The sequence below is a fragment of the Amycolatopsis sp. NPDC051758 genome (genome assembly GCF_044453095.1).
Classification (GTDB): domain Bacteria; phylum Actinomycetota; class Actinomycetes; order Mycobacteriales; family Pseudonocardiaceae; genus Amycolatopsis.
Genome location: NZ_JBITCJ010000016.1, coordinates 16,820 through 31,730 on the forward strand (window position 1 = coordinate 16,820; position 14,911 = coordinate 31,730).

13 protein-coding genes are annotated in these 14,911 nt (G+C 71.3%); 10 read left to right on the forward strand and 3 right to left on the reverse strand.

The window, feature by feature from the left end:
- Positions 1-86: 86 nt before the first annotated feature.
- The 6 genes from ACIA5G_RS47195 to ACIA5G_RS47220 all read left to right on the forward strand — a co-directional run bounded on the left by ACIA5G_RS47195 (position 87) and on the right by ACIA5G_RS47220 (position 6,679).
- Positions 87-1,355 carry a glutamate-cysteine ligase family protein gene (locus ACIA5G_RS47195; RefSeq protein ID WP_395935898.1) on the forward strand — a complete coding sequence of 423 codons (1,269 nt, stop codon included), beginning with the start codon at positions 87-89 and terminating at the stop codon, positions 1,353-1,355.
- Positions 1,352-2,704, forward strand: coding sequence for an ergothioneine biosynthesis protein EgtB (egtB, locus tag ACIA5G_RS47200; RefSeq protein WP_395935900.1), 1,353 nt, complete (start codon positions 1,352-1,354; stop codon positions 2,702-2,704). Before ACIA5G_RS47195 ends, egtB begins: the two co-directional genes overlap by 4 nt.
- A gap of 5 nt (positions 2,705-2,709) precedes the next feature.
- Positions 2,710-3,474 (forward strand): ergothioneine biosynthesis protein EgtC, encoded by a 765-nt coding sequence (gene egtC / locus ACIA5G_RS47205; protein WP_395935902.1) that lies wholly within the window; start codon positions 2,710-2,712, stop codon positions 3,472-3,474.
- Complete coding sequence (gene egtD, locus ACIA5G_RS47210) at positions 3,471-4,448, forward strand: L-histidine N(alpha)-methyltransferase (protein WP_395935904.1); 978 nt, start codon at positions 3,471-3,473, stop codon at positions 4,446-4,448. Before egtC ends, egtD begins: the two co-directional genes overlap by 4 nt.
- A gap of 46 nt (positions 4,449-4,494) precedes the next feature.
- On the forward strand, positions 4,495-4,917 hold the full coding sequence (locus ACIA5G_RS47215) for a nitroreductase family deazaflavin-dependent oxidoreductase (RefSeq protein ID WP_395936155.1): 423 nt from the start codon (positions 4,495-4,497) through the stop codon (positions 4,915-4,917).
- A gap of 142 nt (positions 4,918-5,059) precedes the next feature.
- Entirely contained in the window at positions 5,060-6,679 is a 1,620-nt protein-coding gene (locus ACIA5G_RS47220) for an alpha/beta hydrolase (RefSeq protein ID WP_395936157.1), read from the forward strand.
- A gap of 52 nt (positions 6,680-6,731) precedes the next feature.
- Here ACIA5G_RS47220 and ACIA5G_RS47225 read toward each other — a convergent pair whose 3' ends face one another.
- Entirely contained in the window at positions 6,732-7,322 is a 591-nt protein-coding gene (locus tag ACIA5G_RS47225; protein WP_395935906.1) for a TetR/AcrR family transcriptional regulator, read from the reverse strand.
- 90 nt (positions 7,323-7,412) lie between these two features.
- On the opposite strand from ACIA5G_RS47225, the gene ACIA5G_RS47230 reads away from it, so the two are divergent.
- Positions 7,413-8,267 carry an alpha/beta fold hydrolase gene (locus tag ACIA5G_RS47230; RefSeq protein WP_395935908.1) on the forward strand — a complete coding sequence of 285 codons (855 nt, stop codon included), beginning with the start codon at positions 7,413-7,415 and terminating at the stop codon, positions 8,265-8,267.
- A 203-nt stretch (positions 8,268-8,470) separates the two neighbouring features.
- On the forward strand, positions 8,471-9,178 hold the full coding sequence (locus ACIA5G_RS47235) for an MgtC/SapB family protein (RefSeq protein ID WP_395935910.1): 708 nt from the start codon (positions 8,471-8,473) through the stop codon (positions 9,176-9,178).
- A 68-nt stretch (positions 9,179-9,246) separates the two neighbouring features.
- Here the strand turns inward: ACIA5G_RS47235 and ACIA5G_RS47240 are convergent, their stop codons facing one another.
- Positions 9,247-12,060: an aconitate hydratase gene (locus ACIA5G_RS47240; RefSeq protein WP_395935912.1), complete on the reverse strand. Its 2,814-nt coding sequence runs from the start codon at positions 12,058-12,060 to the stop codon at positions 9,247-9,249.
- A gap of 332 nt (positions 12,061-12,392) precedes the next feature.
- Here ACIA5G_RS47240 and ACIA5G_RS47245 point away from each other — a divergent pair, with 332 nt between their 5' ends.
- A complete protein-coding gene (locus ACIA5G_RS47245) occupies positions 12,393-13,742 on the forward strand; it encodes an NlpC/P60 family protein (RefSeq protein WP_395935914.1) in 1,350 nt (449 codons plus the stop codon).
- Here ACIA5G_RS47245 and ACIA5G_RS47250 read toward each other — a convergent pair.
- Entirely contained in the window at positions 13,739-14,137 is a 399-nt protein-coding gene (locus ACIA5G_RS47250; protein WP_395935916.1) for a DUF1801 domain-containing protein, read from the reverse strand. The two genes, ACIA5G_RS47245 and ACIA5G_RS47250, sit on opposite strands and share 4 nt — an antisense overlap.
- A 60-nt stretch (positions 14,138-14,197) precedes the next feature.
- Here ACIA5G_RS47250 and ACIA5G_RS47255 point away from each other — a divergent pair, with 60 nt between their 5' ends.
- Positions 14,198-14,911, forward strand: a complete 714-nt coding sequence (locus tag ACIA5G_RS47255) for an SAM-dependent methyltransferase (RefSeq protein WP_395935918.1) — start codon at positions 14,198-14,200, stop codon at positions 14,909-14,911.

Sequence of the window (14,911 nt, forward strand, 5' to 3'; positions counted from 1 at the left end):
GCTGGGCAGGATGTGCCCTGATTTTGTCGTACCCCGCGTGTAGCGTCCGAAGTCAAGAAGTTCCATCACCCGGAACAAGGACGGACATGACAGAAGCGTCTACGGTGCACGAATTCCCCGAGAAGTCGGGTAGTGCGTCGAACCGCACCGCGCGGGTCCTGGCGGACCGCGCGGCCGGGGAGGCGTACGTGGCATCGGTGTGCTTCAAGCACGGCCCACCTCGCCTGACCGGCGTGGAGCTGGAGTTCACCGTGCACCACGCCGACGACCCGGCAAGACCCCTCGATCCCGACCTCCTGGCCACGGCGCTGGGCCCGCACACCCCGCGGACGCTCCGCCCCGACAGCCCCGCCAAGCCCCTCCCGGCCGGCAACCCGGTGAGCCTCGAACCCGGTTGCCAGGTCGAAATCTCCGCCCTTCCCCAGGCCACGGTGCGTGAACTCGACGCAGCCGTCTCGGCCGATCTCCGCCACCTGGGTGAACTCCTCGCCCGCCACGGGCTCGAACTCGGTGAAACCGGCATCGACGCGCACCGCGCGCCGCGCCGGATCCTGCGCACGCCGCGTTACGCGGCGATGGAACGCCGGTTCGCGCCGATCGGGCCGGGCGGCCTCACCATGATGTGCAGCACCGCGGGCCTGCAGGTGTGCGTGGACGCGGGGGAGGCCGACCAGCACGCGTTCCGCTGGGCGGCCGCCCACGCGATGGGGCCGCCACTGCTCGCCCTCTTCGCCAACTCCCGCGTCCACGCCGGGCGCGACACGGGGTTCGCCTCCGCCCGCTGGCTCGCGGTGCACAACACCGAGGCGGTCCGCACGCGCACGGCGCGCGTCATGGACGATCCGGCGGCGGAGTGGGCCGCACGCATGATGGACACACCGTTGATGGTGCTGCCCCGCGGTGACCGGCCGTGGGACGCGCCGGAGGGGCTGACGTTCGCCGACTGGATCGACGGCAGGGGAGCGGGCGCCCTGCTGCCGAGGCCGACGTCGGAGGATCTCGACTACCACCTGTCGACGATGTTCACCCCGGTCCGGCCGCAGGGGTACCTGGAGATCCGGTACCTCGACGCCCAGCCGCCGGGCGCGTGGCTGCCGCCGGTCGCCCTGGTCGCCGCGCTGCTCGCCCGTCCGTCCACTGTGGACAAGGTGCTCGACCTGTGCGCCGCGGTGGCGGGCCGGTGGACCACGGCGGCGCGGGCCGGCCTCGCCGACCGGGAACTGGCGGCCGTCGCGGCCGCGCTGGCGGACCTCGGCTGCGCCGAACTGGCCTCGACCGGGCTGGCGGAGCAGTCGATCACCGAGATCAGCGAGAGCGTGCAGGGGCGCGCGTACCGATCGAGGAGCGAAGCATGAGTACCGAAGCAGGCACAGCCGACGCACTTTCCCGCCTGAGCGCGCAGGACCTGCGCGCCCGGGCCGCCGAAGCACTGACCCGGGCCCGGGCCCGCAGCGTTGCGCTGACCGACGCGGTGGACGACGAGGACCTGGTCCGCCAGCATTCGAAACTGATGTCGCCGCTGGTCTGGGACCTGGCGCACATCGGTGTCCAGGAGGAGCTGTGGCTGGTCCGCGACGTCGGCGGCCGGGAGCCGGTGCGGCCGGACATCGACGACATCTACGACGCGTTCCAGCACGCCCGCTCCGACCGGCCGGAGCTGCCGCTGCTCGGCCCGGCCGAGGCGCGCGCGTACGTCCGGCAGGTCCGTGAGAAGGCGTTCGACGTCCTGGAGCGGGTGCCGCTGCAGGGCAGCCGGCTGACCGAGCAGGCGTTCGCGTTCGGCATGATCACCCAGCACGAGCAGCAGCACGACGAGACCATGCTGGCCACCCACCAGCTGCGCCAGGGCGACCCGGTGCTGCACGCGCCGGAGCCGCCGTCCGCGCGTTCCGGCACGCTGCCGGCGGAGGTCCTGGTGCCGGCCGGCGCGTTCACCATGGGCACCTCGGCCGAGCCGTGGGCGCTGGACAACGAGCGCCCGGCGCACGAGACCTTCGTGGACGCGTTCTGGATGGACACCGTCCCGGTGACGAGCGGCGCCTACGCCCGGTTCCTGGACAGCGGCGGGTACCGCGACGAGCAGTGGTGGAGCCCGGCCGGCTGGGCGTACCGCACCGAGCACGGCATCACCGCGCCGCGGTTCTGGAAGCGGGAGCAGGACGGCTGGTGGCGCACCCGGTTCGGGGTGTACGAGCGGATTCCCGCGGACGAGCCGGTCGTGCACGTCTCCTTCTACGAGGCCGAGGCCTACGCGGCCTGGGCCGGGCGGCGGCTGCCGACCGAAGCGGAGTGGGAGAAGGCGGCGCGGTTCGACCCGGCGACCGGCCGCTCGCGGCGGTTCCCCTGGGGTGACGAGGAGCCCGGCGCCGAGCACGCCAACCTGGGCCAGCGGCACCTGCGCCCGGCCCCGGCCGGCGCGTACCCGGCCGGTGTGTCGCCGACCGGGGTGCACCAGCTGATCGGTGACGTCTGGGAGTGGACGAGCACCGACTTCCACGGTTACCCGGGCTTCGCCGCGTTCCCGTACCGGGAGTACTCGGAGGTGTTCTTCGGGACCGAGCACAAGGTGCTGCGCGGTGGCTCGTTCGGCACCGACTCGGCGGCGATCCGGGGCACGTTCCGCAACTGGGACTACCCGATCCGGCGGCAGATCTTCGCCGGGTTCCGCACGGCACGTGACGCGGCCCGGAGCGAGGTGGGCTAGGCGCCATGTGCAGGCACATCGCCTACCTCGGCGAGCCCGTTTCCCCCGCCGAGGCGGTTTTTCGCGCGCCCCATTCGCTGCTGGTGCAGTCCTACGCTCCGGCGGACATGCGGGGCGGCGGCACGGTGAACGCCGACGGCTTCGGGCTGGGCTGGTACCTCGACCCGGGCGCGGTGCCCCTGCGGCACCGGCGCTCGACACCCCTGTGGACGGACGAGGCGCTGCCGCCGCTGGCCGCGGCGCTCAGCGCGCACGCGTTCGTCGCCGCGGCCCGCAACGGCACCACCGGCCTGCCGGTGACCGAGGCGGCCGCGGCGCCGTTCACCACGGGCCGGTGGCTGTTCAGCCACAACGGCGTCGTCCGCGGCTTCCCGGACTCGCTGGCCGAACTGGCCAAGACCCTGCCGGTCACCGAGCTGCTGACCCTGGAGGCGCCGACGGACTCGGTTGTGCTCTGGGTCCTGCTGCGGGCCCGGCTCGCGGCCGGGGAAGACCCGCTGACGGCGGTGACCGGGCTGACCACCGCCGTCGAGGCGGCCGCCCCCGGCTCCCGGCTCAACTTCCTGCTCACCGACGGCGAAACGCTGATCGGCACGACCTGGACGCACGCGCTGTCGGTGCTGGAGACACCCACGGGTGTGCTGCTGGCGTCCGAACCCTGCGACGGCGATCCCCGCTGGAAACCCGTTCCCGACCACCACGCCGTGCGCGTCCGGCGCGGCCGGCCCGTCGAACTGCTTCCCCTGACCCTGGAAGGCCTGCCCCGATGACCGAACTCGATCTCGACCACCACCGCTCCGGCGACACCGTCACCGCGGAACTGCGCGCGGACGTCGTCGCCGGGCTCACCGCCGGGCAGAAGTGGCTGCCGCCCAAGTGGTTCTACGACGCCGACGGCAGCGAGCTGTTCGAGAAGATCACCCAGCTGCCGGAGTACTACCCGACCCGCAGCGAGCGTGAGGTGCTGGCCGCGCACGCCGGGGACGTCGCGGAGCTGACCGGCGCGCACACGCTCGTCGAGCTCGGTTCGGGGTCGAGCGAGAAGACCCGGCTGCTGCTCGACGCGCTCACCGGGCACGGGACGCTGGAGGCGTTCGTCCCGCTCGACGTGTCCGAGTCCGCGCTCGCCGAGGCCGCCGAGGCGATCTCGAAGGACTACCCGGGGCTGACCGTCCGCGGGGTCGTCGGCGACTTCACCCAGCACCTCGGCCTGCTCCCCGGCGGCCGGCCGCGGGTGGTGGCCTTCCTCGGCGGCACGATCGGCAACTTCCTGCCTGCCGACCGCACGGTGTTCCTGCGGTCGGTGCGCGAGGTGCTCGACGAGGGGGAGTGGCTGCTGCTCGGCACCGACCTGGTCAAGGACCCGGCCATCCTCGAACGCGCCTACGACGACGCCGCCGGGGTCACCGCGGAGTTCGACAAGAACGTGCTGCGGGTGCTCAACACCCGGCTCGGCGCGAACTTCGACCTCGACGAGTTCGAGCACGTCTCCCACTGGGACGCGGAGAACGAGTGGATCGAGATGCGCCTGCGGGCCCGCCACGAGCTGACTGTCGAGATCCCGGGCGCGGACCTGACGGTGCGGTTCGCCACGGGTGAGCACATCCGGACGGAGATCTCGGCCAAGTTCCGCCCGGGCGGGGTCGAAGCCGAGCTGGCCGCGGCCGGGTTCGCCCTGGAAAACTGGTGGACCGACTCCCAGCAGCGGTTCGGGGTGAGCCTGGCAAGATCTGTGCGTGGCTAATCCTCTCCGGGCACTGGCCCGGGCCGTCGGCACGAAGCCGTGGCTGATGCGCACGGCGCGCTTCGTCGTGTGGGCGGACAAGAAACTGCACCGGGTGTTCGGCGGCCGGGTGAGCCTCGTGGCGCTCGCCGGGCTGCCGTCCCTCCGGCTCACGACGACCGGCCGCAAGAGCGGGCTGCCCCGCAGCACCAACCTGCTCTACTACCCGCACGGCGACGACTTCGTGCTGACCGGGTCCAACTGGGGGCGCCCGCACAACCCGGCGTGGACGCTCAACCTGCGGACGAACCCGAAGGCCGAGGTCGCGCTGGCCGGGCGGCCGGTCGAAGTCGTCGCCCGCGAGCTGACCGGCGAGGAGTACGACGCGATGTGGCGCGAGCTGCTCGCGTTCTGGCCGGGCTATGCGATGGAGCAGCGGGAGGCCGGCCGGCCGCTGCCCGTTTTCGTACTGAACCGCATCACTCGATAGGTTTCCACCATCCTTTCGGACGGTGACGGCTTTCACCGGTTTGTGCCAGTCTCACCCGGGTAACGCGCCGTGACGTGCTGAACGCGCGGCGAGTGCGTGACCTAGGGAGGGAGACGTCGTGCGGAGATCCACAAACGGCCGGGTGCGCTCGTTAGCGCTGGTGGGGGCGCTCATGGCCGGGTTCGGCGTGGCCGGGGCCACCGGCGCCGCCGCCGCGACCGACGCCGCCGTCAAGCCGGCCGTGGTCGGCGCGACCGCCCCGGTGAGCTGGGGCGCCTGCCCGCCCGCGACCCTCGCCGGGGTACCCGCGGACGAGGTGAAGCTCTACAGCTGCGCGCGCTACCGTGTGCCGATCGACCACGACAACTCGTCGCTGGGCACCATCGACATCGCCCTGCTCAAGCGCGCCGCCCGCACGCCCGCCGCCCGCGTCGGCTCGCTGTTCCTCAACCCCGGAGGCCCCGGCGGCTCGGGGCTGCAGATGCCGATCAGCGGCCCCTTCATCTTCCAGCCGCCGGTGCTCGACCGCTTCGACCTGATCGGCTTCGACCCGCGCGGGGTCGGGGACAGCAACCCGCTGCGCTGCTTCACCACCCAGGAGGACGCGGAGGAGGTCTTCGGCGCCCAGGTCGCGGTGCCGCTGAGCCGCCCCCAGATCTCCGCCACCCTCGCCAGTTACCGCGACTACGGCCAGTTCTGCAAGAACAACGCCGGCTCGCTGCTCAACCACATGTCCACCAAGGACGTCGTGCGTGACCTCGACACGCTGCGCGCGGCGGTCGGCGACCGGAAGCTGACCTATGTCGGCTTCTCGTACGGGACGCTGATCGGCTCGACCTACACCTCGATGTTCCCGAAGCAGTCCCGGGCGATCGTCATCGACGGCAACGTCGACCCGAAGCTGCGCACGAGCGACGGCGTCGAGTACGACCGGCAGCGCGCGCAGGGCTTCGAGATCGCGCTCGACGGCTTCCTGAAGCGGTGCGACCAGGTCGGCCCGAAGTGCGCGTTCAGCGACGGCTCGCCGCGGGCCAAGTTCGACGAGCTGCGCGAGTACCTGCGCAAGCAGCCGATCACCCTCCCGGGCAGCGAGCCGCTGGACATCAGCACGTTCACCGGCGCGGTCTCGAGCATCCTGTACTCGCCGTCGAGGTTCCCCGCCCTGGCCGAGGACCTGCAGGCGCTCTACACCGCGATCCACCCGGCCGGCGCGCAGGCGCAGACGCTGCAGGCCCGTGGGCTGAAGGCGCTCACCGCCGGCCAGCAGGGCCTGGCCGACCAGACCCCGGACAGCCCCTACACCAGCGACGACTCGTACTTCGCCGTCAACTGCTCGGACAAGCCGTTCAAGATCTCGCAGGAGCAGGTGCCGGACATCGCTGCCAAGTGGGAGCGCGAGTCGCGCACCTTCGGCCGCTACCAGGCCTTCGCCGACACGGCGGGCTGCCCGGTGTGGCCGGCGAAGAAGCCGGACGTCTACCGCGGTCCGTGGCAGGCGAAGACCGACGTCCCGGTCGTCGTGGTCGGCAACTACTACGACCCGGCGACGCAGTACAAGTTCGCCCAGCGGATGGCGGCCCAGCTGGGCAACAGCCGGCTGCTGTCGGTCGACGCGTTCGGCCACTGCATCCTCGGTGACGCCCTCGGCGTCGACAAGGCCGTGGCGGACTACCTGACCGACCTGAAGGTCCCGGCCAACGGCCAGGTGTTCCAGCCGAACGTCCAGCCGTTCGAGACGGCGGCCGCGCCCGCGCAGGGCTGAGCCACCGGACCACGCGGGCCGGGTGCCGCCGAGAGGCGGCGCCCGGCCCGTTTCAGTTCTGCCGCAGCAGCCGGTCGAGCAGGTCCGCGGCGGCCGCTTCGGCCTCGGCAGCGGCGCTCGTGCGGTCGTCCGCGCGGGCGACGAGCATCGCGATCTCGTTCAGCCCGGCGAGCAGCACGTGCGCGAAGTAGTCGACACGCACCGGCGCGATCCGGCCTTCGGCGGCCGCGAGCCGCAGGGCGACCTTGAGCTTGCCGAGCGTGCGGGCTTCGTCGCCTTCGCGCCAGCGCTGCCAGCCGAGCACGGCGGGCGCGTCGATGAGCATCACCTGCCGCACCACGGGGTCCGCCGCGCTCCGGATCCAGGTCAGGCAGGCGGTGCGCAACGCCTCCGCCGGGTCCGTCATGCCCTCGACGGCCCGCGCCCCCTCCGCTTCGACGCGGTCGTAGACGGTGTCGAGCACCGCGGCGAACAGCGCGTCCTTGCCGGGGAAGTGGTGGTAGAGCGCGCCCCGGCTCACTTCGGCGGCCCGCAGGACGGCCTCGATCGAGGTGCCGTCGTAACCGTGCTCGGTGAACAGGCGCGTGGCGACCGCGACGAGGTGCTCGCGGGTCGCCTGACCGCGGTCGATCTTCTTGTTCATGCGGGTGAGCCGCCTCCGTCGTTGACAAACCGACTGACGGTCTGTTCATACTAGACCGTCAGTCGGTTTACTTCTGGAGGGACTGTACCGATGGATCTGCAAACCTGGGAGGACCAGCGCGGCCGCGTGTCGACGGCGTCCGGCGACGTGAGTTACACCGACGTCGGCGAGGGGCCGGTCGTGCTCTTCGTGCACGGCGCCGGCACCGGCAACCTGTTGTGGCGCAAGGTGATGACCGAACTGGCGGGGGAGCGCCGGTGCGTCGCGCCCGACCTGCCGGGGCACGGCGCTTCACCGGTGTCACCCGAACAGGACCTCAGCCTGAACGGGCTGGCCCGGCTGCTCGAAGACTTCTGCGAGTCGCTGGAACTCGGCGAACTCGACCTGGTCGCCAATGACACCGGCGGCGCGGTTGCGCAGGTCTTCGCCGTGCACCACGCGGACCGGCTCCGCACACTGACCCTGACCAACTGCGACACCCAGGGGAACCTGCCGCCCGAGGCGTTCCGGCCGGTGGTCGAGCTGGCCGAAAGCGGGCAGCTCGCGCCGCTGTCCGTCCGGCTCGCCGCCGACCCCCAGCGGGCGCGGACCGGGTTGCTCGGCGGCGGCTACGAGCACCCTGGCCGGGTACCGGACGAAGTCCTGGACGCCTTCGTCCGCCCGGTCTTCGGCACCCTCGAGGCGGCCCGGCAGTTCGAGCGCCTGCTGACTTCGGTCCGTGGTGAGGAGCTCGACACGATCGAGCCGCTGCTGAAGGAGTTCCGGGTGCCGACGCTGCTCGTGTGGGGCACCGGCGACCCGAACTTCGGCATCGAGTGGGCGTACCGCTTCCGGGACGCTGTCCCAGGGGTCACCGAGATCGTCGAAGTGCCGGGCGCGAAGCTGTTCTTCCCCGACGAGCGGCCCGAAGACCTCGTGCCGCACCTGCGCCGGCACTGGGCGTAGTGATCATCACAGCCCGGGCCCGCGTGCCTCGGCTACAGTGGTGCGGTTGATCAACCACGAGCACCGGAAGCGAGGTGAGCGGCACATGCCAGCGGACAGTCGGCGGACGACCGGGCGTGCGCTCACCGGAGGCTTCCGGCTGGGCTGACTTCGTCCGGTCTCCTCCTGTCCGGCAGTGCGCGCACGCCGGAAAAGAGTCGGACATGACCATCTTCGAAATGCTGCTGCGGGTCGGCGCCGGGGTCGGCCTGGGCGCCGTCATCGGGTTCGAGCGCCAGTTCCGCGCCCGGATGGCCGGGCTGCGCACCAACGCCCTCGTCGCGGTCGGCGCGACCCTGTTCGTCCTGCTGTCCGCCCACGGTTTCGGCGGCCTCGCGAGCAGTGCGGACGCCGACCCGACACGGGTGGCCGCGCAGATCGTCTCGGGCATCGGGTTCCTCGGCGCCGGGGTCATCCTGCGCGACGGCCTCAACGTCCGCGGCCTCAACACGGCGGCGACGTTGTGGTGCTCGGCGGCGGTGGGTTCACTGGCCGGGGCCGGGCTGTACACCGTGGCGCTCGCCGGGACCGCGGTTGTCGTCGGGGTGAACGTGCTGCTGCGCCCGCTCGGCCGCGTCGTCGACCGCCGGCCGGATTCGGGTGACGAAACCCCGGCCCGCTACGAATTCCAGGCGGTGACCCGGGACGACGCCGAGGCGCACGTGCGGGCGCTGCTCGTGCAAGCGTTGGCACGCACGGACTTCCGGCTGCTGTCGGTGCTGAGCACCGACCGGCCAGCGGACCGCACCGTCGAGGTCCGCGCCGAGCTGGCCGCCGACAGCCGCGACGACGCGCAGATGGAGTCGGCGGTGTCACGGCTGTCGCTGGAGCCCGCGGTGTCCAGCGTCCGCTGGGAAGCCGTACCCGCCTGAAAAGCCGTGAAGGCCTTCTTACCGACGCCAAGAGCCGGTAAGAAGGCCTTCACGGACCTCGGAAACCCTTACGCCTGCGTCATCTTCCGCAGCACGTACTGCAGGATGCCGCCGTTGCGGTAGTAGTCCGCCTCACCCGGGGTGTCGATGCGGACGTCCGCCTCGAACTCCACCTTCGAGCCGTCCGCCTTGGTGGCCGTGACGTGCACGGTGCGCGGGGTCTCGCCGTCGTTCAGCTTGGTGATGCCCGAGATGTCGAACGTCTCGGTGCCGTCCAGCTTCAGCGACGCCGCCGACTCGCCCTGCGGGAACTGCAGGGGGATGACGCCCATGCCGATCAGGTTCGACCGGTGGATGCGTTCGAACGACTCGGTGATCACCGCGCGCACGCCCAGCAGCGAAGTGCCCTTGGCCGCCCAGTCGCGCGACGAACCGGAGCCGTACTCCTTGCCGCCCAGCACGACCAGCGGGGTGCCGGCCGCCGCGTAGTTCTGCGCCGCGTCGTAGATGAACGCCTGCGGGGCGTCGTCCTGGGTGAAGTCGCGGGTGTAGCCGCCCTGCACGTCGTCCAGCAGCTGGTTGCGCAGCCGGATGTTCGCGAAGGTGCCGCGGATCATCACCTCGTGGTTGCCGCGCCGCGAGCCGTAGGAGTTGAAGTCCTTCTTCTCCACGCCGTGCTCGGTGAGGTACTGCGCGGCCGGGGTGCCCGGCTTGATCGCGCCGGCGGGGGAGATGTGGTCGGTGGTGACCGAGTCGCCCAGCTTCGCCAGCACGCGCGCGCCGGTGATGTCGGTGACCGCGGCCGGCTCCGGCGTCATGCCCTCGAAGTACGGGGGCTTCCGGACGTAGGTGGACTCGGCGTCCCACTCGAAGGTCTTGCCTTCGGGGGTGGGCAGCGCCTTCCAGCGCTCGCCACCGTCGAAGACATCGGCGTAGTCCTTGGTGAACATCTCCTGCGTGATCGCGTAGTCGATGGTCTCCTGGATCTCCTTGGCCGTCGGCCAGATGTCCTTGAGGAAGACGTCGGTGCCGTCGGAGTCCTGGCCGAGCGGCTGGTTCGCGAAGTCGAAGTCCATCGTGCCGGCCAGCGCGTAGGCGATGACCAGCGGCGGCGACGCGAGGTAGTTCATCTTCACGTCGGGGTTGATCCGGCCTTCGAAGTTCCGGTTGCCCGAGAGCACCGAGACCGCGGTGAGGTCGTTCTCCTGGATCGCCGCGGAGATCTCGTCCGACAGTGGGCCCGAGTTGCCGATGCAGGTGGTGCAGCCGTAACCGACCAGGTGGTAACCCAGCTTCTCCAGGTACGGCCACAGGTTGGCCTTGGTGTAGTAGTCGGTGACGACCTGCGAGCCCGGCGCCATCGACGTCTTGACCCACGGCTTGACCGCGAGGCCCTTGTCCACGGCGTTGCGCGCGAGCAGCGCGGCGCCGAGCATGACCGACGGGTTCGAGGTGTTGGTGCAGGAGGTGATCGAGGCGATCACCACGGCGCCGTGGTCGAGCACGAACTCGCCGCGGTCCGAAGTCGAGACCTTGACCGGCTTGCTCGGGCGGCCCGACGCGCCGTTGGCGGCCGAGGAGGTGACCGGCGGGGCGTCGTCCTCGGCGAACGACAGCGACGGCGAGTCGCTGGCCGGGAAGGACTCCTCCGAAGCCTCGTCCATCTTGGTGTGCGGCGTGCCGTCCTCGCCGTCCACGTAGTCGTGGATCGACTTGCGGAACGACGACTTCGCTTCGGTCAGCTCGATGCGGTCCTGCGGGCGCTTCGGGCCGGCGATCGACGGGACGACCGTCGAGAGGTCCAGCTCGAGGTACTCCGAGTAGGTCGCCTCGTGCGACGGGTCGTGCCAGAGGCCCTGCTCCTTGGCGTAGGCCTCGACCAGCGCGACCTGCTCGGCCGAGCGGCCGGTCAGCTTGAGGTAGCGGACGGTCTCCTCGTCGATCGGGAAGATCGCCGCGGTGGAGCCGAACTCCGGGCTCATGTTGCCGATGGTGGCGCGGTTGGCCAGCGGCACCGCGGCGACGCTCTCGCCGTAGAACTCGACGAACTTGCCGACCACGCCGTGGCGGCGCAGCATCTCGGTGATGGTGAGCACGACGTCGGTGGCGGTGACGCCGGCCGGGATCTCGCCGGTCAGCTTGAAGCCGACGACGCGCGGGATGAGCATCGACACCGGCTGGCCCAGCATGGCCGCCTCGGCCTCGATGCCGCCGACGCCCCAGCCCAGCACGCCCAGGCCGTTGACCATGGTGGTGTGCGAGTCGGTGCCGACGCAGGAGTCGGGGTAGGCCTGGCCGCCGCGGGACATGACCGTGCGGGCGAGGTGCTCGATGTTGACCTGGTGCACGATGCCGGTGCCCGGCGGGACGACCTTGAACTCGTCGAAGGCGCCCTGGCCCCAGCGCAGGAACTGGTAGCGCTCGCGGTTGCGCTCGTACTCGATCTCGACGTTGCGCTCGAAGGCGTCGGCGCGGCCGAAGACGTCGATGATGACGGAGTGGTCGATGACCAGCTCGGCGGGCGCGAGCGGGTTCACCTTGTCCGGGTCGCCGCCGAGATCGGTGACCGCTTCGCGCATGGTGGCGAGGTCGACGACGCACGGGACGCCGGTGAAGTCCTGCATGATCACGCGGGCGGGCGTGAACTGGATCTCGATGGACGGGTCGGCCTTCGGGTCCCACGAGCTCAGCGAGCGGATGTGGTCGGCGGTGATGTTCGCGCCGTCCTCGGTGCGCAGCAGGTTCTCGAGCAGGATCTTCAGGCTGTAGGGCAGGCGCTCGGCGCCCTCGACCTTGTTCAGGCGGAACACCTCGTACGAGGCGTCCCCGACCTTCAGCGTGTCTTTGGCGCCGAAGCTGTCCTTGCTGGCAGGTGCGGTCACGTCTAACTCCAGTGGCATGGACTTCCGCGCCGGTGCGGCGGTCGAGTCCCGGGTCAGTGCGGTCAGTTCGGGTGTCGTGCAGTCCGCACGAGGCGGACGCGAGTCTTGCGCACCCCCACCGTAGGACCGGATTCGGGATGGCACACCTCGCGGTGCCTCAAACAGTACGCGTGTCCTGTTTGGGGTTCAAGACGACACGCGGTGTGGGCTGCGCCATCCGCGGCGGGGGTCCCTCAATAAGGGGAATTGGTGCCTACGGTGTGTAAGTTTCCGTTGAGGCTTGTGATAGTGGTGGGACTGCAGTGACGCGCGATGTGCGCAGGTGAGCGGAGGTGGCGGTCGTGCCGGAACGGCGCAAGGGCTGGTGTGTGCCGGGCGGGCGCCGTGGACTGACCGTGAGCACCCTGGTCCTGGTGATCTTGTTCGGCGCCGGGGGCACGGGCCTCGCGGCGCCCCCGCCGCCGCCCAACCCGAGTGACTCGGACCTGAACAACAGCAAGGCCCAGGCGAACGCCAAGGCCGGCGAGGTCGGCAAGCTGACCAACCAGCTGGCCCAGGCCGAGCAGAGGCTGTCGCAGCTGCAGGACGACGTCGAGCTCAAGCAGGAAGAGGCCAACAAGGCCCTGGTCGACCTGCAGTCCGCGCAGGACGCGGCGACGCAGGCGGAGAACGACGCCAAGGCCGCCCGGACCGAGGCGGACGCCGCGGCCGGCGCGATCGAGAAGGCCCGCGCGGACCTCCGGACGTTCGCCGCCGCGAGCTTCCAGCAGGGCAGCACGGTCGGCTCGCTCTCGGCGTACCTGAGCGCCGACAGCCCCAAGGACATGCTCGCCCGCGCGCAGCTGCTCGACGCCGTCGGCGGTGACCGGCTCAACGCCCTCGACCGGCTCCAGCAGGCGCAGACCGAGAAGTCGAACAAGGACTCCGCCGCGCGCAAGGCGGCCGAGATCGCCCAGCAGAAGCAGGACGCCGCGCGCCAGGCCAAGGACGGCGCCGACGCCGCGCAGACGGCCGCCGTCCGGGCGCAGGACAACCAGGCTTCGCAGAACACGGTGCTCCAGAAGAACAAGTCCGACGTCGAGCAGCAGCTCTACGCCGCGCAGTCGAAGGTCAACGGCCTGCAGGGGCAGCGCCAGCGCTACCAGGACTGGCTCGCCCAGAAGCAGCGGGAAGACGACGAACGCGCCCGGCAGGCCGCGCTCGGCTCCTCCGGTGGCGGCGGCCGCCCGGCCGCGGGACCCGCCCCCTCGGCCCCGGCCGGCCGGGGCATCGAAGCCGTGATCGCCCGGGCGCTGTCGAAGCTCGGCATGCCGTACGCCTGGGGCGGCGGCAACGCGAGCGGCCCGACCCGCGGCATCCGCGACGGCGGCGTCGCCGACCGCTACGGCGACTACAACAAGATCGGCTTCGACTGCTCGGGCCTGATGATCTACGCCTTCGCCGGGGTCAGGGGCCTGCCGCACTACAGCGGCTACCAGTACACGGCGGGCCGCCGGGTCCCGCTGTCCCAGATGCGCCGCGGCGACATGCTGTTCTGGGGCGGCAGCGGTGGTATCCACCACGTCGCCCTGTACCTCGGCGGCGGCCAGATGGTCGAGGCGCCGCAGTCCGGGCTGCGCGTCCGGATCGCGCCGGTGCGCTACGGCGGGATCATGCCGTACGCGACCCGGTTGATCGGCTAGCCGCGCCCGGCCTTGAGCTTCCGCCAGCCGCCCGCGCGGTTGTTCGTGATGATCTGCCGGAACATCGCCAGGAGCGCGGGTTTGTTGATCGGCTCGCCCTGGCGGAAGGCGACGGTGCGCGCGGTCTTGTTGCCGTGGCCGGCGGTGATGATGCCTTCGGGGTCCGGGACGATGCCGCCGTCGTAGACGAAGACGTTGACGTGGTCCTTCGCCGCCAGCAGGGCGCAGATGTTGCCTTCGAGCACGAAGTACGGCTGACGGGTGCGCTTGATCGTCTCGACCACCTCGGGGTCCGCCGCGTGGACGAGCTCGCGGACCTCCCGGCAGATCGCCTGCTGCCACTCGGGCAAGGCGTCGATGTAGGCGTCGACGCGCGGTTCGACGGTGTAGGTCACGCGCCGAGTATGCCCGAAATCCGTTCGACGACAGCGCCGTCCGGGCTCCAAGATCGCCCGGTGGACGACGAACTGAACGCGCTGCGGCGCACGCGGATGCGCTGGAACACGCCCCTGTCCGAGGCGCACGCCGAGCTGCTGCTCGACCGGATGGCCCTCGAAGCCGGCCAGCACCTCGTCGACCTCGGCTGCGGCTGGGGTGAGCTGCTGCTGCGCGCCCTCGCCCGGACGCCGGGCCTGCGCGCGACCGGCGTCGACACCGACCTGACCGGCCTCGATCGCGGGCGGGCGGCGGCCCGGGAGCGCGGCGTGGCGGTCGACTTCGCCGAGTCGGACGCCGCGACCTGGGCCGTTCCCGCCGAGCGGGCCTTCTGCATCGGCGCGGCCCACATCTTCGGCTCGACCGAGGCCGCGCTCGAAGGTCTCACCCGGGTGGTGCCGTCCGGCCGGCTGCTCTACGGCGACGGCTTCTGGGCCGCGCCGCCGAACGCCGCGGCCGAGGAGATCTTCGGCCCGGACACGCTGACCCTGCCGGACCTGCTGGACGTCGCCCGCGCCGCCGGCTGGCGGGTGCTCCACTTCAGCACCGCCGACCAGCTGGAATGGGACGACTTCGAGTCGACGTCGCGCGCCGGCTGGCAGGAGTGGGTGGCGGCGCACCCGGCGGACCCACGGGCCGCCGAGGTGCGGGACTGGCTCGACGGGCGGCTGGGCCAGTACGTCCGCGACTACCGGGGCGTGCTGGGCTTCACCTACCTCGTGCTGGGCCGCTAG